Genomic DNA, 24,629 nt, shown 5'->3' on the forward strand with positions numbered 1-24,629 from the left:
AAAGGCGGGATCACTAAGAGAGACCGCTGCCCGCCGCAGCGCACTGCAAATCAGGACTGTTTCATGGCCTGAACAAAAAATTCATCACTGTATGCCTGTGCGAAATGGAAGGATGCCATCCGTTCCGTCAGGCGGAAGAAGGCTTCCACTTCCTGTGCATTGAGGATTTTCCGGTCACGGATGCGTGTTTCCAGCCCGGCCAGGGCGTTATGGGATAAGCGGGTTACCTCAGGCAGATCAAAACCGGTCAGCACACCGTTTTGTTTGCGGATCACACCATCGGCCAGCACGGTATCGACATCACCGGCGTGTGTCATCTGTACCACACTGCCTGCGGCATGGACCGGTGCCACAAAACCGTCTCTGTGGCGGATAATAATGATGTCTGCTTTTTTCCCGGCAACCAGTGAGCCGATCTCGTTTTCCAGTCCCAGTACTTGTGCCGCGCCGAGGGTTGCCCAGTGCAGGGCTTCACGGATGGTCGGGGTAATTTCAAACGGCATGGTATCGCGCTGGTGTACTTTCTCATTCGCCAGTGCCCGCTCGATTTGCAGTGCCATATTCATCTGAGTGAACAGGTCATCCGTTGTCACACCGATGAAATCCGTACCCAGCGCAAACGGAATACCAAACTCCGCACACGGCTGATAAGGCAGGAAACCCATCCCCATCTGTAACTCACTGGATGGTGTGCTCGCCACATGACCGCCGCTTTTGGCGATCAGCTTCCAGTCTTCGCCGGTCAGTCCGTTACTGTGAGCGTGGATATGTCCCGGCAGTAATAAGCCGTGATCGTCCAGTTCACGCAGGCCGCGCAGCAAAACTGAGGTTTTGGCTGCGCCTGTATGGGAAGCGTGTTTCAGACCGAGTTTATCCGCCAGACGGATTTGTTTTGCCGATTCGGCAAACGGTACCGTACCCGGATCGGAAATCAGCATCCCGGGCGCCAGCCGATCCTGGTCACGGAACAACGTTTCGGAAATATCACGGGCACAGTCACGCCGTGCATCCATGGACGCAAAGCCCGCGGGTTTAAAATCATAGACCTGCATGCCGTAACCGTAGACGCCACGGATACCGCTGGCTTTCATCGCCGCAACCGCATTGGCGGCATGTTCCGGTGAGTTAACGCAGTCATTCACTTCATAAACGGTGGTTGTACCGGCATTCAGGGCACTGATATTGCCGTTCAGAACAGCGGCATACATATTGTCTGCCGTCATCATTGCGCCGAATGCATGGAAGGTATTGATAAGAAATGCCGGTAACGACTCTTCCGCCGAGACACCACGGAACAGCGCCATCCAGTTGTGGCGGTGCGCGTCGATCATACCGGGGGTGACAATCGCCCCTTGTGCATCAATCACCTGCGCATCAGTGTGGTGATCAAATGCCTGTATATCAGTACTGATTGCACTGATCCGGTTGCCTTCGATCAGTATCGCGCCGTTGATAATATCGCCGGTGGCATCATCCATTGTGATGATTGTGCCGCCGCGGATGATTTTTTTATTGTTTTCCATGCTGGCCTCTCTGGTTAATATCAAAAATGTACTTACCAGTACATTACAATCTGATTATAAAATCAACCTGTAAATCGGCAGCATAAAATCCATCTTATTTTCCGGGAAAAGGGGACGTTTATTCTCCGTTCCGGAAGAAAAAAGAAAATAATTCTTATTTTTCAGCAAAATATCCCGTGATTTCTGACAGACAAAAATGAGAAACCTGTACTTTTTTACCTCATTTTTTATGTCTCTCTCTCATAAAAACTCAGCACAAAACATCAACAAAGCGTAAAACAAAGGTCTTAAGCACTGAGATTATCGCTGCGAAAGGCCGCCTCTGAAGAAAAATAGTCCTGATAATCCGTTGTTATTTCAGCTGTTATCGTTATGTGCTTATGAATTAATTTAATTAATTGATAAAGTTTTCCCTATAGTTTCCGATAACCAGTCATTTACTGAGTATCCGGAGGAATGATGTTTCTGCGCAGCATTAAAATCAGTACGAAACTTTTCGTGGCTTTTGGCTTTTCCATTCTGCTGATGATTATCAGTGCCACACTGTCCGTTGTCAGTCTGAACAACGCCAATGACGGCATCCGCGATATCCTGGACGAGGACTATCCTGTCACGGTAAAAGCAAACTTACTGATTGATTACTTTCATGATTTTGTCGGTATTCAACAGCTTTTACTGCTGGATGATAAGAACCCTCAGATTCGTCAGCTGGCTGCCGGTGCCTCCGAAACCAGTAAAAAAATCACCCTGATCCTGGATGAATTTAATGAGACGCTGAAAGATGAGGCATCTCAGAACATCCTGAAAGAAATCCGCGATGTTCGTCAGAAATACCTTACTTCTCAGCGCCGCATGGTTCAGTTCTCACAAAACGGAGATGAAGCCGCCGCAATCAATGAGATGGTGAATACCACCGCCGGTATCCAGCGCGCTTACCGCGATAATGTGATGCAGTTAATCGCCATTCAGGATGCGCATATGAAAGAGGCGGGAAATCAGGTGGAGAGTAATTTTAAAACCAACCGTCTCCTGCTGATCACCCTGACCATCATCAGTGCCATCATCAGTGCCGTACTGGCACAGATTATTGTACGCAGTATCACCCGTCCGCTGGATAAAGCCGTGACGCTTGCCCGCGCCATTGCACAAGGGGATCTGACACAGCAGATCAATGTCACGCATCATGATGAAACCGGCGTGCTGCTCAATGCGCTGGCTGAAATGCAGGTGCATTTGCAGGATATCGTGACCGAAGTGAAAAACGGCGCGGTCAGCCTGTCTGCCACCGCAGAGCAGATTGTTGCCGGTAACCAGAACCTGGCTGCCCGTACGGAAGAACAGGCCGCGTCGGTGGAAGAAACGGCGGCCTCCATGGAGCAGATCACCGCAACGGTGAAAAACACCGCTGCCAATACCCTTAAGGCAACCACGCTGTCGGCAGATACCGCCGGGGTGGTGAAACACAACGGCGAGATGATGGAACAGGTGACGGATAAAATCCGCACGATCAACACCACCGCCACCCGGATGTCAGACATTATCAATCTGATTGATTCGATTGCGTTCCAGACCAATATTCTGGCGCTGAATGCCGCCGTGGAGGCCGCCAGAGCCGGTGAGCACGGGCGCGGTTTTGCGGTGGTCGCCGGTGAGGTTCGTCTGCTGGCGCAGCGCAGCGCCGATTCTGCCAGTGAGATCCGCACACTGATTGAAAACTCTGCCGGTCAGACCCGCGAGGGATTACAACTGGTGGAAGATGCGGCTGAATCACTGCGCGGTATTATCAGTAATGTCAGCCAGATGGATGATTTACTGCATGAGATCGGTCACGCCAGCCATGAACAGACTGACGGCATTACCCAGATCAACAGCGCTATCGGACTGATTGATTCCGCCACCCAGCAGAATGCCACCCTGGTGGAACAGTCGGTTGCCGCCGCCTCTTCCCTGAATGAGCAGGCCGGTACACTCAATGAGATGGTCGGGGTCTTTCAGCTTACCGGAACGCCGTCTTAATAACGCACGGTGATAACGGGCATCACTGCCCGTTATCACTGTTCCGGACAGCTGTCAGAGAAAACCGTACATCGCGGAAAAGAACCAGCCGCACACGCAGGAAACCCCGACACCAATCAGTCCCGGCGCAATAAAGCTGTGGTTAATCACAAAGCGCCCGATTTTGGTGGTACCTGAGCGGTCGAACTGGATAGCCGCCAGGTCACTCGGGTAGGTCGGCAGAATGTAGTAACCGTAACAGGCCGGTGCGGATGCCACGATATAGGCCGGATTTACCCCGATAGCCAGCGCCAGCGGAACCACTGCCGCCAGAGCCGCCGCCTGCGAGTTAACAAACTTGGACACCAGCAGCAGCACCACCGCGTAAGCCCACGGATACTCTTTGACCAGCGATCCCAGCACACTCTCAATCTGCTCAAGGTGAGCACCGAACATGGTTTCCGCCATCCACGCGATACCGTAAACCGCCACAATCGCGATCATCCCCGAGCGGAACACTTCATTTTTCGAAATAGATGCCGGTTTGGTATCGGTAAAAATGATAATTAATGCCCCGGCCAGCAGCATAAAGATCTGAATCACCAGAACCATCGACAGCGGCTTGCCGTCAAAAACCGGCCTCAGCCACGGAAAGGCCCCCAGTGATGCCACGACCGCGATAGAGGCCAGAAAGATCCACATTGCCAGCCAGTTACTGGCGGGTAATTTTTTATTGAGCAGCGTGGCGGTATCGCCGTAGACGTATTTCCGGTTTTCCGGTTTTGCGATAAACGCCTGAAATTCCGGATCCTTATCCAGATCTTTGCCGCGATACCAGCTGAAGATACCGATACACAGTATCCCGATCAGGGTGGACGGAATGGTGATCGCCAGCAGGTCAACAAAGCCCAGATGTTTGCCGTTGATGGTCACATCCCCCAGCATAGCGACCAGGGAGACCACGGCAACCGACACCGGGCTGGCGATTATCCCCATCTGGGAACCGATTGTACTGGCTGCCATCGGCCTTTCCGGGCGAATATTATTTTTAATCGCGACATCATAGATGATAGGTAAGATGGTGTAGACGACATGACCGGTGCCGCACAGAATGGTCAGCAGACAGGTCACAAACGGTGCCACAATTGAGACATATTTCGGATTACGCCGCAGCAGACGCTCTGCTATCTGCAGCATCACATCCAGTCCCCCGGAAGCCTGCAGAGTAGCCGATGCCGCCACGACCGCAATAATCACCAGCATCACATCCACCGGCGGCTTTCCGGGCTTTAAGTGGAAGACAAAAACCAGCAGCACCAGGCCTATCCCGCCCAGCAATCCCAGGGCAATCCCGCCTTTGCGCGCCCCGTAAAACAGACAGATCAATACCACGACAAGCTGGATAGCAAAATCCATAACTAACTCCTTTTAGGTACTTAAAAATCCGTGGGTCTGTATCACCTGGTTTCACTATAAAGCGCACAAAATAACCATTTTTTGATGTAAACAATAAAAACGGCCGGAAAACAGAACAGTTTTTCTATAACAGTGACGGAGGTAAAAAAAAACAGCCGGGGGTATTCAGGGAACGGAGACAAACCGGTAACCGATACCGGTTTCAGTGATGAAATGCTGAGGACGGGCAGGATCTGTTTCCAGCTTCTGGCGCAGATGCCCCATGTAAATACGCAGGTAGTGGGCGTGTTCGACGGCGTTCGGCCCCCACACCTCATTGAGCAGTTGCCGCTGGGTCAGCACTTTGCCGCTGTGGCCGATAAGAATAGTCAGCAGGCGGAATTCAATCGGCGTGAGATGCACTTCCTGCCCGCCTTTACTGACCTGGCGCGCGGCAATATCCACACAGATATCCCCGAACGCATAGACGGGATCGTTCTTTTCACTGCCGGGATAGCGGCGCATCAGCACCCGCAGCCGCGCCTGTAACTCCCCGACACCAAAGGGTTTGGTCATGTAGTCATCCGCGCCGGCATCCAGCGCGGCAATTTTGTCATGCTCACTGTCACGGGCGGAAAGCACCAGCACCGGTACGGAACTCCACTGACGGAATTCCTGCACAAAGGTGATGCCGTCACCGTCCGGCAGCCCAAGGTCGAGGATCACCAGGTCCGGTTTGCGGGTCGCGGCTTCCACCAGCCCGCGCGCCAGGTCTTTCGCTTCAAACACACGCACGGAATCCCCTTCCAGCGCGGTGCGCAGAAGGCGGCGGATCCCTTTTTCATCTTCAACAATCAGTACAGTGGTCACAGCAGGTTATCATCTTCATCAATCACGGGCGGATCTTCACAGGGTAGACGGATATGGAAGCTTGCGCCACCCCCGTCACGGTTTCCGGCTAAAATAGTGCCGCCATGCACTTCGGCAATGGCCCGGCAGATCGCCAGCCCGAGGCCGATCCCCGGAATGGCGGATTCTTTCTGACCGCGCGAAAATTTCTCAAATATCAGTGCTTCCTGTCCGGCCGGGATACCCGGTCCGTTATCCCACACTTCAATATCAATCATATTGTCCGACAACCGCGAGCGGATGCCAATCTGCGCCTGCGGCCCGGCGTATTTTATCGCGTTTTCCAGCAGATTGATCAACACCCGTTCAAACAACGGGCCGTCAGCACAAATCAGCTGCATCGGGTCATTGAGGTCAATCTGCACCGAATCTGTGTCAAAGCGCGGTTTCAGCATTTGCAGGGCACTGCCGATCACCTCTTCCAGCGGCAGCCACTCTTTATTGAGATTAAAGCCGCCGGACTGGATCCGCGCCATATCCAGCAGGTTATTGACCAGCCGCGTGGTGCTGAGGATGTGCTGGCGGATCTCATTGGCCTGCGCGGCATACGGCGAACCTTCGCTGGTCAGATCCAGCGTCAGGATCTCCGCCTGACCAAACAACACGGTCAGCGGTGTGCGCAGATCATGAGACAGCGCCGCCAGCAGTGAGTTGCGCACCTGCTCACGTTCACTGACCAGCCGCGACTGCGCCTCGCGTTCTGTCAGGGTGCGGCGCTCCAGTGCCCCCGCTGCCAGCAGGATCAGGGTTTCCAGCAGCCGCTGCTGTTCGGGGATCAGCAGCTGACGGCGGTTATACGGCTCCACAATCACCACGCCGTAGACTTTTTCTGTCGTGCAGACCGGCAGGATCTGATACGGCACACCGGGCAGTGTGCCGGTACCGAACCCGGCGGGCTGGCCTTTGTCATAACTCCAGCGGATGATGGCATCGTCACGGCCGTTATCGGCTGTGCCGCCGCCGGCCGGGATCAGATTCCCCTGTTCATCCGGCAGCAACATTTCACAGCGGGCATGCAGGCTGTGGCTGATAAAGTGGCAACTGACCGAGGCAATATCATCAGATTCCCGCGCCACCGCCAGGGCTTTCGACATTTCATAGAGATGCCAGGTACGCTGTTCGCGGTAACGCGCCACCCGCGCCTGATAACGGACACCGGCAGTCAGACTGCCGATCACCAGCCCGACCGTCATCATCACGGCGAAAGTGAGCAGATACTGCATATCCGAGACAGCCAGCGTGCCTTTCGGGTTGATCAGAAAGAGATCAAAGCTGATAACGTTAATAATGGTGGCAAACACAGAAGGCCAGCGCCCGTAGAACCTCGCCACCACCACCACACCCAGGATATAGAGCATCACCAGGTTAGCATTATCAAAGGCCATCAGCCAGTGGTGCGCCATCAGCGTGGTGATGGCACAAATCAGTGCCGCAATAACGCAGCCCTGCAAATCGGTTTTGTGTTTATCCAGAAACGGCCGGTTGTCGCTGAATTTTTCGCGGTTTTCCGGCTGCCTGTCCTGCGGAGCGATCATCACCACATCCAGATCAGCGGCACTGCGGCTGAGCTGTTCCTGTAATTTGTCGCGCCGCCACCAGGATGTCCGTTCATGGCGGGCAATCATAATTTTGCCGAGGTTATTTTCCCGCGCATAGCGGATCACCGCCCGGCTCTCCTCCGGCTCTGCCAGCGTTGCCGTGGTGGCACCCAGTTGCTGTGCCAGTGACAGGGTGGTGAGGAGGGTACGCCGCTGCGGAGACGGTAATTTATGCCGTGCAGGCGTTTCAACAAAAATGGCATGCCAGTCACTGCCGAGCCGTGCCGCCAGCCGGGCGGCGGCACGCACCAGTTTTTCATTGCCGCCGTCCGGACGCAGGCAGACCAGAATCGCATCGCGGGTGTGCCAGACTTTCTCCTGCCCTTTCCGTTCCCGCCAGGCACGCATCTGTTCATCGACACGGTCGGTGGTCCGGCGCAGCGCCAGTTCACGCAGTGCCAGCAGATTGCCTTTGCGGAAAAAGTGCTCGATCGCCCGCTCCGCCTGAGCCGGGAGATACACTTTCCCCTCGCGCAGTCTGTCGAGCAGGTCGTCCGGGGTTAAATCCACCAGCACTATTTCATCGGCGGCATCAAACACCGGGTCCGGCACGGTTTCCCGCACACGAACACCGGTCACGCCGCCGACAATGTCATTCAGGCTTTCCAGGTGCTGCACATTGATGGTGGTGAGGACATCGATCCCGGCATTGAGCAGCTCTTCCACATCCTGCCAGCGTTTCGGGTGGCGGGCGCCGGGGATATTGGTGTGCGCCAGTTCGTCCATCAGGATCACCGCCGGATGCAGTGCCAGTGCGCGATCGAGATCAAACCCCGCCACCTGCCGTCCCCGGTAGTTGTGTTTTTTCAGCGGCAGAATGCGCAGCCCTTCCAGCAACGCGGCGGTTTCACTGCGACCGTGGGTTTCCACCACCCCGGCCAGCACATCAATGCCCTGTTCACGCAGCCGCTGCGCCTCTTTCAGCATGGCGTAGGTTTTCCCGACCCCCGCACAGGCACCGAAGAAGATCTTCAGTTTTCCGCGCGGGCGCTCTGTGACCTGTGCCAGTAACTGGTCAGGATCGGGACGCAGTGGCTCATCATACATAATGCTGTCCTTCCGTTAGTTCAGGCTGGTTTTGTCCGTCACATGTGCATCCAGCGCCAGGTTCAGTGTCAGCACATTCACGATCGGCACACCGGTAAACGCAGGCACCGGGGTGGTGATATGTTCGCGGATCAGTTTCTCCACCTCAGCCTGTGTCATATTACGCGCTTTGGCAACACGCGGTGCCTGCCAGTAAGCGGCCTCCGGGGAGATATCCGGGTCCAGCCCGCTGGCAGAGGCGGTCACCAGGTCAACCGGCACCGTATGCGACGCGTCCGGGTTTTCCTCCCTTAATGTCTCTGCCCGCTGCGCCACCCGCTGTAACAGTTCCGGGTTGCCGGTGCTCAGGTTGCTGCCGCCGGAACTCAGTGCGTTATACGGATGCTCCGCCGTTTCTGACGGGCGTCCGTGAAAATAGCCGGGCTGTGTAAACGGCTGGCCGATCAGCGCCGAGCCTTTGACTTCGTTATTCACTTCAATCAGTGAGCCGTTGGCCTGGCGGGCAAACCACCACTCCCCGAGTGAGGTGGTCAGCAGAGGATAAAATACCCCTGTTACCAGTGCCAGAACCAGAAATATTATGATTGCGGGACGTATCTGACTCATTGTTTATCCTTATACTAACCCTGTCAGGGTCAGTAACATATCGATCAATTTTATACCGATAAACGGCACAACCAGGCCACCCAGTCCGTAGATCCACAGATTACGGCGTAACATCTGTGCAGCACTCAGGGCGTGATACGGCACCCCTTTCAGCGCCAGCGGGATCAGAAAGACAATAATCAGGGCATTAAAGATCACCGCACTTAACATGGCGGAATCCGGTGAGTGCAGGCGCATGATATTAAGCGCATCCAGCTGCGGATAAGTCACCGCAAACGCCGCCGGGATAATGGCAAAATACTTGGCGATATCATTGGAGATACTGAACGTGGTCAGCGAACCGCGTGTCATCAGCATCTGTTTACCGATATGCACCACCTCAATCAGCTTGGTCGGGTTGGAGTCCAGATCGACCATATTCCCCGCCTCTTTCGCCGCCTGGGTGCCCGAGTTCATGGCAACCGCAACATCCGCCTGTGCCAGAGCCGGCGCATCATTGGTGCCGTCGCCGGTCATTGCCACCAGCCGCCCTTCTTTCTGGTACTGACGGATCAGCGCCAGTTTGGCTTCCGGCGTCGCTTCCGCGAGGAAATCATCCACCCCGGCTTCGGCGGCAATCGCCGCCGCCGTCAGCCGGTTATCCCCTGTGATCATCACCGTTTTGATCCCCATCTGACGCAGTTGTGCAAAGCGTTCGCGGATCCCGCCTTTTACGATATCTTTCAGGGCGATCACGCCGAGCACACGGTGCTCTTCCGCCACCACCAGCGGAGTACCGCCGCCGCGTGCAACCTCTTCCACCAGTTTGTCAACCTGCGCCGGGAAGTGACCGTGGTTGGCCTCAATATAACGGCGGATAGCATCCACGGAACCTTTGCGGATAGTGCGTCCGTCCACATTGATACCGCTCATGCGGGTCTGAGCGGTAAACGGAATAAAGGTGGCATTCAGGCTTTCCAGGTTGCGTGCCCGCAGGCTGAAACGCTGTTTTGCCAGCACCACGATACTGCGCCCTTCCGGGGTTTCATCCGCCAGGGATGACAGCTGTGCCGCATCCGCCAGCGTTTTTTCATCCACACCGGGTGCGGCGAGGAAAGCAGAGGCCTGACGGTTACCCAGCGTGATAGTGCCGGTTTTGTCCAGCAGCAGCACGTCCACATCCCCGGCAGCTTCCACCGCCCGGCCGCTGGTGGCGATCACGTTAGCCGCCAGCATGCGGCTCATCCCTGCCACACCAATGGCGGAGAGCAGGCCGCTGATGGTGGTCGGGATCAGACAGACCAGCAGGGCGATCATGACCGTCAGAGTGACCGGATGACCGGTATAGGCGGTAAACGGCCAGAGTGTCGCCACCGCCAGCAGGAACACAATACTCAGGGCAGCCAGCAAAATGGTCAGAGCAATCTCGTTCGGCGTTTTGCTGCGTTTCGCGCCTTCGACCATGCTGATCATGCGGTCAAGGAAGCTGTCGCCCGGGTTGGCACTGCACTCAATAATCAGCCAGTCGGACAGAATGCGGGTCCCGCCGGTAACAGAGGCAAAATCGCCGCCGGATTCGCGGATCACCGGGGCGGATTCACCGGTAATCGCGCTCTCATCCACAGATGCGCCGCCTTCCAGCACGGTACCGTCACACGGGATCAGATCGCCCGCTTCCACCAGTACCCAGTCCCCTTTGCGCAGGGTGTCGGCAGAGACCATATCAAAGCCGCTGTCACGCTGTGCCGCATGCAGACGACGTGCGCGGCTGGTTTTTTTCATCCCTTTCAGGCTGTCGGCCTGCGCTTTGCTGCGCCCTTCCGCCAGCGCTTCGGCGAAGTTGGCAAACAGCACGGTAAACCACAGCCACAGGGCGATGGTGAGGGTAAATCCGCCGTTACCGCTGATAAATCCGCTGAACATCCCGGCGGCCAGCAGTGTGGTCAGCAGGCTGCCGCACCAGACAATAAACATCACCGGATTCTGCCACTGCACCACCGGCGAAAGCTTGCGGAATGCATCCGGCAGTGCGCGGTGCACCAGTGCGGGTTCAAATAATCGCTGTGTCTGACGACTCATGGTGTTCTCCCGTCAATCACTTAAGTAAATCAAGAAATTCCGCCACCGGCCCCAGTGCCAGTGCAGGAACAAAGGTCAGTGCGCCGATCAGTAATATTGCGGCAATCAGCAGCCCGGTAAACAGCGGCCCGGTTGTCGGCAATGTGCCTGCACCGGCGGTCCGGATAGTTTTGCTGACCAGCGAACCCGCCAGCATCATCACCAGCGCAATCACCACAAAACGACCCGCAAGCATGCAGAATGCCAGCAGCAGGTTCCAGAACGGGGTGTTGGTACTCAGCCCGGCAAAGGCACTGCCGTTATTGTTTGACGCGGATGAGAGGGCATACAGTACTTCACTGAAGCCGTGTGCGCCCGGATTGAGCATGGCGCCGCGTCCGGCTTCCGTCATCATCGCCAGTGCCGTACCGCCGAGAACCAGCGCCGGGGTGACCAGAATCGCCAGCGCGGTCAGTTTCATCTCCCGAACCTCAATTTTTTTGCTGAGGTATTCCGGCGTGCGGCCAATCATCAGTCCGGCGATAAAAACGGCGAGGAAGACAAACAGCATCATGCCGTAGAAACCGGCCCCCACGCCGCCGAAGATCACTTCACCGATCTGCATCAGCCACAGCGGCACCAGACCGCCCAGCGGAGTCAGGGAATCATGCATGCTGTTTACCGCACCGCAGGAGGCGGCTGTAGTCACAGCCACAAACAGCCCGGTGGCAAGGATACCGAAACGGCTCTCTTTCCCTTCCATATTGAACGCGCTGTCGATCCCCATGCCCGCAAAGGCCGGATTTCCGTGCGTTTCACTCCACATCACCGCCACAGCGGCGGCGACAAAGACAATGGTCATTGCCGCCAGCAGCGCACGCCCCTGGCCCGGATTACCGGCACAGCGCCCGAATGCAAAACAGAGTGCCGCCGGGATCAGGAAAATCGCCAGCATCTGCACAAAGTTAGTCAGCGCCGTCGGGTTTTCAAACGGATGCGCCGAGTTGGCCCCGAAGAATCCGCCGCCGTTGGTGCCGAGCAGTTTAATCGCTTCCTGGGAAGCCACCGGCCCCATCGGCAGCACCTGCTGCACGCCTTCCGGCGTGATAATAGTTTGATAATCATGGAAGTTCTGAATAACGCCCTGCGAAATAAAGAACAGCGCAATAATCACAGAGAGTGGTAACAGTAACCACAGCGTGATGCGGGTCAGATCTGCCCACGCATTGCCGAGTGTCTGTACAGAGCGGCGGCACAGGGCGCGGATCAGGGCAAACGCCACGGCGATACCGGTGGCGGCGGACAGGAAGTTCTGTACTGTCAGCCCGGCCATCTGGCTGAAGTAGCTGACCGTGGATTCCCCGCTGTAAGACTGCCAGTTGGTATTAGTGACAAAACTGACCGCCGTATTCAGCGCCAGATCCCATGACATCCCCGGGAAGTGACGCGGGTTGAGCGGTAAATCCGCCTGCAGCATCAGGATCGCCGTCAGGAATATCAGTCCCAGCGCATTAAACAGCAGCAGTGCCGTCAGATATCCCTGCCAGCGCATTTCGTCGCGGCCAATTCCCGCAAAGCGCCACAGTACACCTTCCACACGGCGCAGCACCGGCAGCGGTGTGCCGTCAATAAAGCAGACCAGCAGATTACTGAGTAGTTTTGCCGCAATCAGCAAAACAATCAGAAACCCGGCGATAAGTAAAAAGGCATTCGCGGCCATCAGAATTTCTCCGCCTTAATCAGGGCATAAAGGAGGTATGCCAGCAGCAGTAATGTACCGGCGATACCTGCAATAAGAGCCAGACTCATAACTTGTCCTTACATGTGTGAGGTATTCATCATTGAGTCTAGAAAAGCGGGTGCAAAGATGTCGCAAAATTCGGCGGGAAAGGTATAAAAAAAGTATAAAAATGCGGGTTTCCGTCAACCCGCCCTGTTATCACAAGTCCAGATGGAAAAACTGATGATGTTCACCGGCCTGATAATCACCAAACGCCGCCCCGGACTGAAAACCACAGCGGCGGTACAGCGCCAGCGCCGCTTCAAAATCCGGATGGCAGCCGGTCTCGAGGCTCAGGCGGGTCATACCATCCTGTTTTGCCTGTGCAATAATGTGCAGCAGCAGTAATTTACCCGCCCCTTTGCCGCGAAAATCCGGATGAGCCCGCATCGATTTTATTTCACCCTGCGTATCAGAAAGCGGTTTCAGCGCCCCGACAGCCGCGATACGGTCACCGTCCCATACACTCCAGACACGGATGTTATCCGCCCGCAGACCACTTTGGTCCAGGGCATAAACATGCTCCTGCGGCGTATTTTGCGCCATTCCCTGTAAATGCAGGGCAATCAGCGCCCCGGTTTGCGGTGAGGATAAATCATCCGCTTTTATTACAAAATCGTACTCAGTCATAAATGCCTCATATAGCTATAAACGGTAAAAAATCCGGTTTTTTGTCTGCAATAATGACTGCAATAATCATTCCATTTTTTCTGTCTGCCTTTTCCGCCGGTTCCCGTTGCAGAAAAGCGCATTTTGCACCATTGTGGTGCACCATCAGCGGGCATCCGGGCCTGCCCGCTTTTTACATTGGTCATGATCACCCGGTTATGTCCGCAGGAAACTGATGCCATCATCAATAACAGGATGTGTAATGAAAACCGTCACCACCGCAGGACTCCTGCTTGCCGTACTGTTTACTGCCGCGCCGCTTCAGGCGAAACAGGCGGCAGTACAACATACCGAAGCCAGGGCACTGCGCGGTAATATTGCCGCACAGATAACACTGGCGGATGACTTCCGCGCACAGCAGGATATTGTGCAGGCCAAATACTGGTACCGGAAAGCCGCAGAACAAAATAACCCGTATGCCCAGAATGAGCTGGGAAAACTGCTCCTGCTCAATGATCAGTCTGTGAAGTCATTACAGGACGCCAAAGTCTGGTTTGAAAAAGCCGCAGTGCAGAAATATGCGCCGGGACAGGTAAATCTGGCCAATGTGTACCTTCATCTGGCCGATTTAAACCATCGTGACAACAAAGAGATGGTGCAGGCCCATTACTGGTTTGAACAGGCAGCCAGGCAGAATATGGCCGTTGCCCGGTATCAGCTGGGTATGATGTATTTATATGGCGAAGGGGCGGATCAGGATATCAGTAAAGCCAGAACCTGGTTCGAGAAAGCGGCAGCTCAGGATCAGCCGGACGCGCTTTATCAGCTGGGTGTAATGTATTATCGCGGAAAAGGTTGTGAACGGAGTGATTGCGCCATTGCCCGGAATTTTTATGAGCGCGCGGCGCGGCAGTCACACGGCCCGGCTCAGTTTTATCTCGCCATGATGTCTCTTCAGGGGCACGGCACGCAGCAGGATTACGGCAAAGGTGTGGCGCTGATGAAAGCCGCCTGTGACAACGGCGAGCCTGAAGCCTGCCCGTGGGTAAAAAATCTGACAGAAAATGAGGATACATTCCGTCAGATTTTCTCCGGAAAACCGTAATCATCCGCCCAGATAGGCGCTTCTGACCGCTTCATTCACCAGCAGTGCCGGACCGGTATCCTCCAGTACGACCCGCCCGTTTTCAAGCACATAACCTCTGTCTGCCAGTTTCAGCGCCTGGTTGGCATTCTGTTCGACCAAAAAGATAGTCATACCCGCATCGCGCAGTTCACGGATGGTATCGAAAATCTGCATAATAATAATCGGCGCCAGCCCGAGGGACGGTTCATCCAGCAGTAACAGCTGAGGACTGCTCATCAGCGCGCGGCCGATAGCCAGCATCTGCTGCTCACCACCGGACATTGTTCCCGCCCGCTGATGGCGGCGCTCCTGAAGCCTCGGGAAAAGCTCATATACCTGAGCAATCCGTGCCTGATACTGCGGTTTGGATGCAAAAAATCCGCCCATGGCCAGATTCTCTTCTACCGTCATCCGCCCGAACACGCGCCGCCCTTCCGGCACCAGTGCAATGTCTTTGCGCATGATCTGAGCCGTCGGCAGTGCCGTGATGTTCTCCCCGAGATAGCGGATCTCACCGGTGGTTGCCCGCGGCTCCCCGCACAGTGTGCTGAGCAGCGTGGTTTTCCCCGCGCCGTTCGCGCCGATCAGGGTGACAATTTCCCCTTTGCGCACCGACAGGCTGACGTCATGCAGCGCCTGAATTTTGCCGTACTGCGCGGAGACACGATTAAATTCCAGCATCAGTATGCCTCCCCCAAATACGCACGGATCACATCCGGATGGTTGCGGATCGCCGCCGGGCTGCCGCTTGCCAGCGGCGTTCCCTGGTTCACCACATAGATCCGGTCTGAAATTCCCATCACCAGTTTCATATCATGTTCGATCAGCAGGACAGAGACGCCGTGCTCCGCCCGCAGTTCCGCGATCAGTGCATCGAGGTCGTCCGTTTCTTTCGGGTTCAGCCCGGCCGCCGGTTCATCCAGCATCAGAATATCCGGCCGGGTCACCATACAGCGGGCGATTTCCAGCCGCCGCTGCTGACCATACGCCAGGTTACCCGCCTGCCGGTTTGCCAGTGCCGTCAGCCCGATTCTGTCCAGCCACATCACCGCACGCTCCGTGGCTTCACGCTGATCACGGCGGAATGAGGGCAATGTCAGCAGCCCGGCGAGTAATCCGCTTTTATGATGCTGATGCTGCGCCACCAGCAGGTTTTCAATCACCGTCATTTCCCGGAATAAACGCACATGCTGGAAGGTGCGGATCATACCGAGACGGGCGATTGCCTGTCCGGATAACCCCTGCACCGGTTTTCCGCGCAGCAGGATCTGCCCGTCCGCCGGTTTGTAGAAACCGGTCAGGCAGTTGAAGATCGTGGTTTTTCCCGCACCGTTGGGGCCGATCAGAGAGACTATCTCGCCCCGGTTCAGCTCCAGCGATACATTGTTCACCGCCAGCAGGCCACCGAAACGCATAGTCAGGCCGGAGACCTGCAATAAGGTATCAGTCATTGCGCACCTCCGGTTTTTTCCGCATCCGTTGTGCTGACTTTCAGGTGCGGACGCGACACCGGCAGTAATCCCTGCGGTCGCCAGACCATCATCAGCACCATCAGCGCCCCGAGCAACAGCATGCTGTAAGCGTTCAGATCACGCATCATTTCACGGGAAACCACCAGGATAACGGCGGCCAGAATCACCGAGGTTTGTGAGCCCATACCGCCCAGCACCACCACTGCCAGCACAAAAGCCGATTCTGTGAAGGTAAAGGATTCCGGGCTGATAAAACCCTGACGGGCGGCAAATAACGTACCCGCCACCCCGGCAAAGGCCGCACTGATGGTAAACGCCGTCAGTTTGATACGTGTCGGGCTGAGCCCCAGAGAGCGGCAGGCGATTTCATCCTCACGCAGCGCTTCCCACGCCCGGCCCAACGGCATTCTCAGTAACCGGCTGATAATAAACAGTGTTGCCAGTACCAGCAGCAGCGCGACCAGATACAGGAAGATAATACGATCGCCCGGGTCATACGCCAGGCCGAAGAAATTGTGGAACGTATCCCAGCCGCCCTCTTTGGCGGTCCGGCTGAATTCCAGTCCGAACAGCGTCGGTTTCGGGATCTGACTGATGCCGTTCGGCCCGCCGGTAAATTCCGTATTATTCAGCAGCAGAATACGGACAATTTCCCCGAAGCCGAGTGTCACAATCGCCAGATAATCCCCGCGCAGCCGCAGTACCGGGAAACCAAGCAGTAAACCGGACAGCGCTGCGGCAATACCGGCCAGCGGCAGGCTTTGCCAGAATCCCCAGCCGAAATAGTGGTTCATCAGCCCGTAGGTGTAGGCACCGATAGCGTAGAATCCGGCGTAGCCCAGCACCAGCAGGCCGGATAACCCGACCACCACATTCAGCCCGAGGCCGAGCATCACATAAATAAGGGTTAAGGTGGCGACATCCACACTGCCGCGCGACACCATAAACGGCCAGATAATGGCAGCGATAATAATCAGCCCGGCAATAATTTTCTGCGTGTTGGTGGAGCCGTCAAAACCCGGCAGGGAACAGCTGCTTTTCGGCAGACGCGCCGTCAGTTTTTTCAGTGACGGGCGCACCAGCTGAAAGATAAAGACAATCACACAGCCGGTGCCGATCCACTCCCAGCGGACAGCATCGGCGTTGCGGACTATCAGACGGGTGCCGTCGAGGGACAATTGCAGCCCCATCATCACCGAGGCCAGCACAAACAGCGTTACGGTGGCGACAATGGCGTTGATCCAGTGAGATTTTGTCATACCTTTTCAACCTCCGGACGCCCGAGGATCCCGGTCGGCATCACCAGTAACACAAGGATAAGCAAGCCGAATGAAACCACATCTTTATATTCCGTACTGAAATAGGCGGAGGTCATGGCTTCTGACACGCCGAGGATCACCCCGCCGATCATCGCCCCGGGAATACTGCCGATCCCGCCGAGAACCGCTGCGGTAAAGGCTTTCATCCCGGCCATAAAGCCAATGTACGGGTTGATCACGCCGTAAAACTGCCCCAGCAGCACCCCGGCCACCGCTGCCATTGCTGCACCGATCACAAAGGTCAGTGCGATTACGCGATCGGTGTTGATCCCGAGCAAACCGGCCATTTTCAGATCTTCCGCACAAGCCCGGCAGGCACGCCCCATTCGTGAGTAACGGATAAAAAGGGTCAGCGCCAGCATGGCCAGCACCGTCACCACCCAGATGGTGATCTGCATAGCGGAAACCGTGGCGGAGAAACCGCCGCTTTCCCCGAAGGTCCAGCGACCGTTGATCAGCCCGGGCAGCGCGAGATCGCGGGAGCCCTGGGAAAGACTGACAAAGTTTTGCAGAAAAATGGACATCCCGATCGCCGAAATCAGGGCAATCAGCCGTTTTGAGTGACGGACGGGCCGGTAGGCGACCCGTTCGATACTCCAGCCATAGGCACTGGCAATAATTATCGCTGTAATAAATGCAGCGGTAATTAACAGCCAGCCGACATCAATCCCCAGCATCATCAGCCCGGCAATTACAATAAACGAGACGTAACTGCCGATCATATACACTTCGCCGTGGGCAAAGTTAATCATGCCGATAATGCCGTACACCATGGTGTAACCGATGGCGATCAGGGCATAAGTGCTTCCCAGCGTTAATCCGTTCAGCAATTGTTGCGTAAAATATAATAATTGTTCTGACATAGCGCACTCCCCTGAAACACACTGCCCGCATCAGTCACCACTGCGGATCAGTTCAGCGGTGATGAGGTTCCGTCTTTGTGCCATTCAAATACGCCGAACTCGAAACCTTTCAGATCCCCGTTTGGTGTCCAGCTCAGTTCGCCCATGACCGTTTCGACCGGCTTACCTTTCAGATCGGCGGCCAGATCCGCCGGTTCCATGCTGCCGCTGCGCTGCATTGCGGTGGTCAGTGACTGTAATGCGGCATAGGTTGTCCAGACGAATGGCCCTGTGGCATCCAGTTTCTTCGCTGCCAGGGCATCCACCACCGGTTTGTTGGCAGGCACCTGGTCATAGCGTTTCGGCAGCGTCACCAGCATGCCTTCAGATGCGTCACCGGCAATGTTGGAGAGTGAGGAGTTACCCACGCCTTCCGGCCCCATAAAGCGGATATTCAGCCCCGCCTGTTTTGCCTGGCGTAAAATCTGTCCCATTTCCGGGTAGTAACCGCCGAAATAGACAAAATCGACATTTTCTTTCTTCAGACGCGCCACCAGCGCGGAGAAATCTTTATCACCCGCCGTGACCCCTTCAAACAGCACTTCTTTCACCCCGGCGTTGTTCAGATTGTCTTTCACGGAACGCGCCAGGCCTTCACCGTACTGCTGCTTGTCATGCACCACGGCAATACGCTGCGGTTTCACTTTTTCGAGGATATATTTTGCGGCAGTCGGGCCCTGGTCAGAATCCAGGCCGGTGGTGCGCATGATCAGGCTGTAACCGCGCGTGGTTAAATCCGCATTGGTTGCCGCCGGGGTGATCATCAGGATCCCTTCGTCCTCATAAATATCTGACGCGGGTTGTGTGGAGGAGGAGCAGAGGTGTCCGATCACATAACGCATGCCGTCATTAATCACTTTGTTGGCGACCGCCACCGCCTGTTTCGGGTCACAGGCGTCATCGTATTCGGTGATCACCAGTTTATTGCCGTTAATCCCGCCTTTGGCGTTGATGTCCTCAATCGCCTGACGGGCACCGGTAAACTCCATATCACCGTATTGTGCGACCGGCCCGGACATTGCGCCCACCACCGCGACTTTAATATCTTCAGCGTACGCCGCTGCACTTAATGCACAGGATACAGCCCCGGCAATGACGGCCATTTTCATTGTTTTTTTCATCAGAACATCCCCATCGGTTAGCGTTGCAGTGACCGGACGGTCAGCATGTGCGGTATTTTTAAAAGTTCCGTTATAATGAGTCGCATTACATTAATTAATGCTTTATTTTCAGTTCATTAAACAGGATTTTTATTCTGAAAAGCAAATCAGAAAAGGAGATTATTGCATCATTAACAGGATAATATCCGGTTGCAATCGGGTGTTTTTTCGGCAAAAAACAGTGTTATAAACTGGTTAATGATTCGTTAAGGATAACTTAATGCGGAAATTCATCACCGGAAAAATAGTTTTCCCCACTATTCCGATAGCAATTATCTCTCTTTGTTATTAGATTCATCCGGCGACGTAGTAACCCGGGGTCTGATTCAGTTTACTGATTGATTTGTCCGGATCCGGGTTTTCTGTTCACTCTGACTGATGGAATGGTCCGCGCCATGAATAAACTAACAGGCATACTCCTGCTCACTTTTGCGCTGCCGCTGACTGCGGCAGCGGTAACCCCCGGTCAGTGCGATACTGCTGCTCAGGATATTAACCGGCAAAATACATTTATTATTACCGGCACGAAATATTACGGGCCGGTAAAATCAATCACCATCACGTCTTACCGCTCGATGGGGCTTATCCTGTGGGTGAAAGAAAAACTGCACTTCGGTCCGTGCGCTGACCTGACACAATATGATTATGAATACCGCGAAATGGCGATAGAAGAAGGCCAGGTACCGATTACGCAAACCACACAAATCATGCCGGAAAATCCGGATCAGGCGACCATCACCATCAGTAATGTGATCCCGGGCGATACCACACTGAGCACGCAGATTGATCAGCAATATACCCGTAATGCAGAAAACCGGATCGTCAGCCTGACAGAATCCTATAAAACAACGCCGGATAACCAATCCTGGCAGTCAGAGACCCGCTACCGTTATCAAAATAATCGCCTGGTTTCCGGGAAAGAGACAGAGAACGGTGAAACACGGGTGACAGTTTATCATTATGACGCTGACGGGCTGCTGACTGATATTGAGCAGCCGAATGTGATGACGCAGGAATATACCTATAACGAACAGAATCAGGTCGTCAGCGTCACACAAAAACTGCCGACATTCTGGGGAAAAAGCACCTATTCCTATAACTGCTACCGATGGGATAAGTACGGAAACTGTGAATTGCAGACCATGATCAAAGCGATCCAGTTAGAAGGTTCTGCCACTATTCAGAGCAGCGGGATCACGCTGGAATCCCGCTACGAATATTACTGATTTATCCTGTTTTCATCGCCAGTACCGCTGCGATATTACGGGCGGCAACTTCAATATTGACCGCCGCCTGTGCCAGTGCCTCATCCAGAGAGCAAACCCGCGGGATCACAGAGAACACGGCATCAATACCGTGTTCATGCACAACGGCATAGTCGTCACTCATCCCGCCAACCAGCGCGATCACCGGAATTCCGCGCGCTTTTGCGGCTTTCGCCACACCCGCCGGGGTTTTTCCCTGAATCGTCTGACTGTCCATCCGCCCTTCCCCGGTGATCACCAGATCAGCGTCTTTCACCACCGCGTTCAGATCCAGTGTTTCGATCACCATCTCAATGCCCGGCTGCATCCGGGCATCAAGCCATGCCATCAGCGGAACGCCCATGCCGCCTGCCGCGCCGGCACCGGCGACATCACTCAGTGACTTACCGGTCAGGGATTCAATCACTTCCGCGTAGTGACGCAGCGCCGCATCCAGCTCACTGACTATCGCCGGTGTCGCGCCTTTCTGCGGCCCGAAGGTGGCAGATGCCCCTTTCGGTCCGCACAGCGGATTATTCACATCACAAGCCACCACAAACTCTGTCTTCGCCAGACGCGGATCCAGCCCGGACAAATCCACCGAGGCCAGTGTTGCCAGCGCACTGCCGCCGAATGGCAGTGAGTTTCCCTGTTCATCACGGAATACCACGCCCAGCGCCTGCATCATCCCGGCACCGCCGTCATTGGTGGCACTGCCGCCGATCCCGAGGATAATTTTCTCCGCGCCGTCATCCAGCGCTGCCAGGATAAGTTCCCCGGTGCCGAAGGTGGTGGTTATGCGCGGGTCGCGCTGTGCAGGCGGCACCAGATGTAACCCGGAGGCGGCTGCCATCTCAATAATGGCAGTTTTGCCGTCACCGGACAGCCCGTAAAACCCGGTCACTTTATTCCCCAGTGGTGCTGTAACCCCGGTTTCTTTCAGTGTTCCCTGTGTGGCTTCAATAATAGAGACCACTGTGCCCTCGCCGCCGTCCGCCATCGGCAGTTTGATGTACTGCGCATCAGGGAAAATGGTTCTGAATCCCGCTTCCACCGCATCAGCGACCTGAAGGGCGGTCAGACTCTCTTTAAATGAATCCGGAGCAATCACTATTTTCATACTTAATTCCTTTTACCCGCCAAACCCGAAGACACCGAAAATCAGTGTGGAGACAATCGCGATCACCAGACCCACCATGGTTTCGTAAGGCAGTAATTTCAGACGCTCATGAACCTGCATATTGACACTGCCGCCGGTTGCATGGAAGAAGCTGCCGTGCGGCATCTGGTCGAGCACCACCGCACCGGCGTGGATCATCGCCGCCCCGGCCAGCGCACTCACGCCCAGATCAAGCAGTGTTGAGCTGAATACCGCAGATGCCACCGCCGTACCCGCTGTGGTGGATGCGGTTGCCATGGACATCAGTGCCCCAGAAATCGGTGCCAGCAGATAGGATGGCAGACCGGACGCCGTCAGGCCGTTAATTAACACATCTTTCAGACCGGAGTTGGCGATAATCCCCGCCAGGGTTCCGGTTCCCAGCAGCATAATTGCCACCGGTGCCATCCGGCTCAGCCCGGAGGTAATAAAATGATTAGACTGGCGGAAGCGTCCCATGATCAGCGCACCGGCCAGACCGCCGACCGGCAGGGCGATCAGCGGATCAATGCTGATACCGGCGACCGGACGCAGTGACAGCAGAAAAATTGCCACCAGCGGGGCACTCATTGCCGCCCAGAATCCCGGTAACTTACCATCATGATGCGCCGCAATCAGCTCTTCCTGCGTCACTTTTGAACCACGGTGAACCAAACGCTTCGCCAGAAAATACGCCACGATCAGCCCGAAAATGCCCGGGATAATCCCCGCCGCCATCAGTGATGTCAGCGGTACGTTAAAGTTATCCGCCGCTGCAATGGTGTTCGGGTTCGGAGACATCACGTTACCCGCTTTACCGCCGCCGATCATCGCCAGCAGAATCGCCATTTTGGACAAGTCCGCGCGGTGCGCAATCGCCAGCGCAATCGGCGAAACGGTGATAACAGCCACGTCGATAAACACACCAACGGCTGTCAGTAACAGGGTTGCCACCGCCAGCGCCAGCAGTGCCCGCTTTTCACCCACTTTACGGACAATGGTTTCCGCAATGGTATTCGCCGCACCGGATTCAATCAGTACCCCGGCCAGCACACCCGCCGCCAGAATACGCAGCACCGCGTTGGTGATCCCCTGAGCACCGGTGACCATCAGTGTCACCGTCTGCACCAGATCCGCACCGCCGACCAATCCTCCGGCCAGCGCCCCCGCCATCATCCCGTATACCGGCGGTACTTTTTTCAGTATTAACCCTATCGCCACGACCAGCGCAACCATTGCGCCCAAAGCTGAAACAGTCACCATGTGCAGACTCCTGCTGTAGTTATGATTATTCGGACAGAACAGGAGGCATTATGGCGGCAGCCATCAGGTTAAGCTTGAGAGGTTCCGACAAAAAAGAACGGGCTGAAACCGCGTATTTTGTACAAACGCACAAATCACAGATCGGTCAGAATACCAAAATAAAGCTGAATCATTGACTCCAATCTATTGATATTTAAGCCAGTAATCGATTCAACACGCTGAAGGCGGTAACGGAGGGTATTTGTGTGAATATGCAGCGTTTTTGTGGTTTGAGACAGATCACAATTCTGATCAAAATAGGTCTTCAGGGTATGACACAACACACGGCGGCTGTCCGCCGCTTTCAGTTTCTGCCAGGCGGAGGCCAGTTCAGCGGCCTGCCAGCTCTCCTGAAATCCCTGTAACAAGGCGGGTAATTTGACTTCATCGTAAAAAATGGTTTTCTGACGGCTGTACGCCGGGGTCTGCCCCAGTTGCTGCACAGCGCAGGCACTCTGCCAGGAGCGGTGCAGACCATTGTTTCCGTGAAAGAAACCGCCGACATACATCAGCAGATCCGGCAGCTGGCGGCGCAGTGCCTGTAACTGCTTCTGCACCGGAGAGAGCGGCTGAAAATCCGCATCACAGGCCACCGGTTTCAGCACCACGAGGGAATTTATTCCCCGGATACTGACCAGCAAATCCATTTTCAGATTATCAATATAGTCCACCAGACGGTGAAACTGCTCATGATCCGGCGCAGGCAGTGCGAGGATCAGGGCTATGCGGGGTTTATCGGGGGAGATCCCGAGATAGGCAGCGATCGATTTTACCGACTGCGGCTGCTGCTCCGGGCTTATCAGCTGGCTGACCAACTCATCACGGTAACGGCGATCCCACTGGGATTTTTCCAGCAGATCGGCCTGCTCCAGCACCAGCTCCGCCGCCATGCGCACCAGCTCAGCGTAGTTGCGCACTTCATCCGGTCTGCCGGAAATCCCGACCACCCCCACCATGGTATCGCGGAAAATCACCGGCAGATTAATACCCGGTTTCACGCCTTTCAGCGTGGCGGCGGTGGCTTCATCAATTTCCACAATCCGGTTTTCTGTCAGCGCCAGCACCGCGCCTTCATGGCGCTGATTGACCCGCTGCGGATCACCGGAGGCAATAATCACGCCCTGTGCGTTCATCACATTCACGGAGTAACTGAGGATTTGCATCGCCCGCTGAACAATCAGCCGGGCAGTGCGCTGATCGAGATGAACCGGTGTCATATCAGGACGGATTCTGTGCCTGGCGTGCTGCCGCAATGGCAGACTCAATGGCTTTTCTGGCCAGCGGACTGTTGCGCCAGCAGGTAGAGCCGGTAAGTGCCGCACCGGCACTCAGCAGGGATTGGGCATCCGCGGCGGCAAGCTGATTAAGATCAGAAAATCCCATCTGCTCAAGGCGTTCGATAACTTTCGCACCCACGCCCTTTACCGCCAGCAGAACTGCTTTGTCTTCAGACGAAAAAGCCATAAT

The 24,629-nt window shown here is 55.3% G+C and carries 22 protein-coding genes; 3 read left to right on the plus strand and 19 right to left on the minus strand.

What is annotated here, in order from left to right; translation table 11 throughout:
- Positions 1-50: 50 nt before the first annotated feature.
- Positions 51-1,523: an amidohydrolase family protein gene (locus ACF8OF_RS10670; RefSeq protein WP_392496561.1), complete on the minus strand. Its 1,473-nt coding sequence runs from the start codon at positions 1,521-1,523 to the stop codon at positions 51-53.
- Positions 1,524-1,982: 459 nt separating this feature from the next.
- Between ACF8OF_RS10670 and ACF8OF_RS10675 the strand changes: the two genes are divergently transcribed.
- On the plus strand, positions 1,983-3,539 hold the full coding sequence (locus ACF8OF_RS10675; protein WP_392496621.1) for a methyl-accepting chemotaxis protein: 1,557 nt from the start codon (positions 1,983-1,985) through the stop codon (positions 3,537-3,539).
- A 54-nt stretch (positions 3,540-3,593) separates the two neighbouring features.
- Here the strand turns inward: ACF8OF_RS10675 and ACF8OF_RS10680 are convergent, their stop codons facing one another.
- The 9 genes from ACF8OF_RS10680 to ACF8OF_RS10720 form a co-directional block, all read right to left on the minus strand.
- Positions 3,594-4,934, minus strand: coding sequence for an anaerobic C4-dicarboxylate transporter (locus ACF8OF_RS10680; RefSeq protein ID WP_025151876.1), 1,341 nt, complete (start codon positions 4,932-4,934; stop codon positions 3,594-3,596).
- Positions 4,935-5,099: 165 nt separating this feature from the next.
- Positions 5,100-5,783, minus strand: a complete 684-nt coding sequence (gene kdpE, locus ACF8OF_RS10685) for a two-component system response regulator KdpE (protein ID WP_392496562.1) — start codon at positions 5,781-5,783, stop codon at positions 5,100-5,102.
- Positions 5,780-8,467, minus strand: coding sequence for a two-component system sensor histidine kinase KdpD (kdpD, locus tag ACF8OF_RS10690; RefSeq protein ID WP_392496564.1), 2,688 nt, complete (start codon positions 8,465-8,467; stop codon positions 5,780-5,782). The genes kdpE and kdpD overlap by 4 nt, the downstream gene beginning before the upstream one ends.
- Before the next feature lie 15 nt (positions 8,468-8,482).
- The gene (gene kdpC, locus ACF8OF_RS10695) at positions 8,483-9,073 is read right to left on the minus strand and encodes a potassium-transporting ATPase subunit KdpC (protein WP_392496566.1); all 591 of its coding nucleotides are present in this window, start codon (positions 9,071-9,073) and stop codon (positions 8,483-8,485) included.
- A 9-nt stretch (positions 9,074-9,082) separates the two neighbouring features.
- Positions 9,083-11,131, minus strand: a complete 2,049-nt coding sequence (gene kdpB / locus ACF8OF_RS10700; protein ID WP_392496567.1) for a potassium-transporting ATPase subunit KdpB — start codon at positions 11,129-11,131, stop codon at positions 9,083-9,085.
- Between the two features lie 16 nt (positions 11,132-11,147).
- On the minus strand, positions 11,148-12,830 hold the full coding sequence (gene kdpA, locus ACF8OF_RS10705) for a potassium-transporting ATPase subunit KdpA (protein WP_108656180.1): 1,683 nt from the start codon (positions 12,828-12,830) through the stop codon (positions 11,148-11,150).
- Positions 12,830-12,919 (minus strand): potassium-transporting ATPase subunit F, encoded by a 90-nt coding sequence (locus ACF8OF_RS10710; protein WP_071997682.1) that lies wholly within the window; start codon positions 12,917-12,919, stop codon positions 12,830-12,832. The genes kdpA and ACF8OF_RS10710 overlap by 1 nt, the downstream gene beginning before the upstream one ends.
- A 130-nt stretch (positions 12,920-13,049) precedes the next feature.
- A complete protein-coding gene (locus tag ACF8OF_RS10715; RefSeq protein ID WP_392496570.1) occupies positions 13,050-13,520 on the minus strand; it encodes a GNAT family N-acetyltransferase in 471 nt (156 codons plus the stop codon).
- A complete protein-coding gene (locus ACF8OF_RS10720; RefSeq protein WP_392496571.1) occupies positions 13,517-13,705 on the minus strand; it encodes a hypothetical protein in 189 nt (62 codons plus the stop codon). Before ACF8OF_RS10720 ends, ACF8OF_RS10715 begins: the two co-directional genes overlap by 4 nt.
- Before the next feature lie 56 nt (positions 13,706-13,761).
- Here ACF8OF_RS10720 and ACF8OF_RS10725 point away from each other — a divergent pair, with 56 nt between their 5' ends.
- Positions 13,762-14,604, plus strand: a complete 843-nt coding sequence (locus ACF8OF_RS10725) for a tetratricopeptide repeat protein (protein ID WP_392496572.1) — start codon at positions 13,762-13,764, stop codon at positions 14,602-14,604.
- Here ACF8OF_RS10725 and livF read toward each other — a convergent pair whose 3' ends face one another.
- From livF to ACF8OF_RS10750, 5 genes are read right to left on the minus strand one after another with little or no spacing between them, the layout of a single operon-like run.
- On the minus strand, positions 14,605-15,306 hold the full coding sequence (gene livF, locus ACF8OF_RS10730; protein WP_392496573.1) for a high-affinity branched-chain amino acid ABC transporter ATP-binding protein LivF: 702 nt from the start codon (positions 15,304-15,306) through the stop codon (positions 14,605-14,607).
- Positions 15,306-16,076, minus strand: a complete 771-nt coding sequence (gene livG, locus ACF8OF_RS10735; protein ID WP_262860851.1) for a high-affinity branched-chain amino acid ABC transporter ATP-binding protein LivG — start codon at positions 16,074-16,076, stop codon at positions 15,306-15,308. The genes livF and livG overlap by 1 nt, the downstream gene beginning before the upstream one ends.
- A complete protein-coding gene (locus ACF8OF_RS10740; RefSeq protein WP_392496574.1) occupies positions 16,073-17,356 on the minus strand; it encodes a high-affinity branched-chain amino acid ABC transporter permease LivM in 1,284 nt (427 codons plus the stop codon). The genes livG and ACF8OF_RS10740 overlap by 4 nt, the downstream gene beginning before the upstream one ends.
- Positions 17,353-18,279: a high-affinity branched-chain amino acid ABC transporter permease LivH gene (gene livH / locus ACF8OF_RS10745; RefSeq protein ID WP_004236259.1), complete on the minus strand. Its 927-nt coding sequence runs from the start codon at positions 18,277-18,279 to the stop codon at positions 17,353-17,355. The genes ACF8OF_RS10740 and livH overlap by 4 nt, the downstream gene beginning before the upstream one ends.
- A 47-nt stretch (positions 18,280-18,326) precedes the next feature.
- The gene (locus ACF8OF_RS10750) at positions 18,327-19,439 is read right to left on the minus strand and encodes a branched-chain amino acid ABC transporter substrate-binding protein (RefSeq protein WP_262882713.1); all 1,113 of its coding nucleotides are present in this window, start codon (positions 19,437-19,439) and stop codon (positions 18,327-18,329) included.
- A gap of 434 nt (positions 19,440-19,873) precedes the next feature.
- Between ACF8OF_RS10750 and ACF8OF_RS10755 the strand changes: the two genes are divergently transcribed.
- On the plus strand, positions 19,874-20,704 hold the full coding sequence (locus ACF8OF_RS10755) for a hypothetical protein (RefSeq protein ID WP_392496576.1): 831 nt from the start codon (positions 19,874-19,876) through the stop codon (positions 20,702-20,704).
- A 1-nt stretch (position 20,705) separates the two neighbouring features.
- Here the strand turns inward: ACF8OF_RS10755 and ACF8OF_RS10760 are convergent, their stop codons facing one another.
- The 4 genes from ACF8OF_RS10760 to ACF8OF_RS10775 form a co-directional block, all read right to left on the minus strand.
- Positions 20,706-21,842 carry a glycerate kinase gene (locus ACF8OF_RS10760; RefSeq protein ID WP_392496578.1) on the minus strand — a complete coding sequence of 379 codons (1,137 nt, stop codon included), beginning with the start codon at positions 21,840-21,842 and terminating at the stop codon, positions 20,706-20,708.
- A 12-nt stretch (positions 21,843-21,854) separates the two neighbouring features.
- Complete coding sequence (locus ACF8OF_RS10765; RefSeq protein WP_046893048.1) at positions 21,855-23,123, minus strand: GntP family permease; 1,269 nt, start codon at positions 23,121-23,123, stop codon at positions 21,855-21,857.
- A gap of 134 nt (positions 23,124-23,257) precedes the next feature.
- Positions 23,258-24,379, minus strand: a complete 1,122-nt coding sequence (locus ACF8OF_RS10770) for a sugar diacid recognition domain-containing protein (RefSeq protein ID WP_392496580.1) — start codon at positions 24,377-24,379, stop codon at positions 23,258-23,260.
- A 1-nt stretch (position 24,380) separates the two neighbouring features.
- Positions 24,381-24,626, minus strand: a complete 246-nt coding sequence (locus ACF8OF_RS10775; RefSeq protein ID WP_072869204.1) for a Pathogenicity locus — start codon at positions 24,624-24,626, stop codon at positions 24,381-24,383.
- Positions 24,627-24,629: the final 3 nt, after the last annotated feature.

This window comes from Morganella sp. TYF_1 (assembly GCF_043105645.1).
Taxonomy (GTDB): domain Bacteria; phylum Pseudomonadota; class Gammaproteobacteria; order Enterobacterales; family Enterobacteriaceae; genus Morganella; species Morganella morganii_B.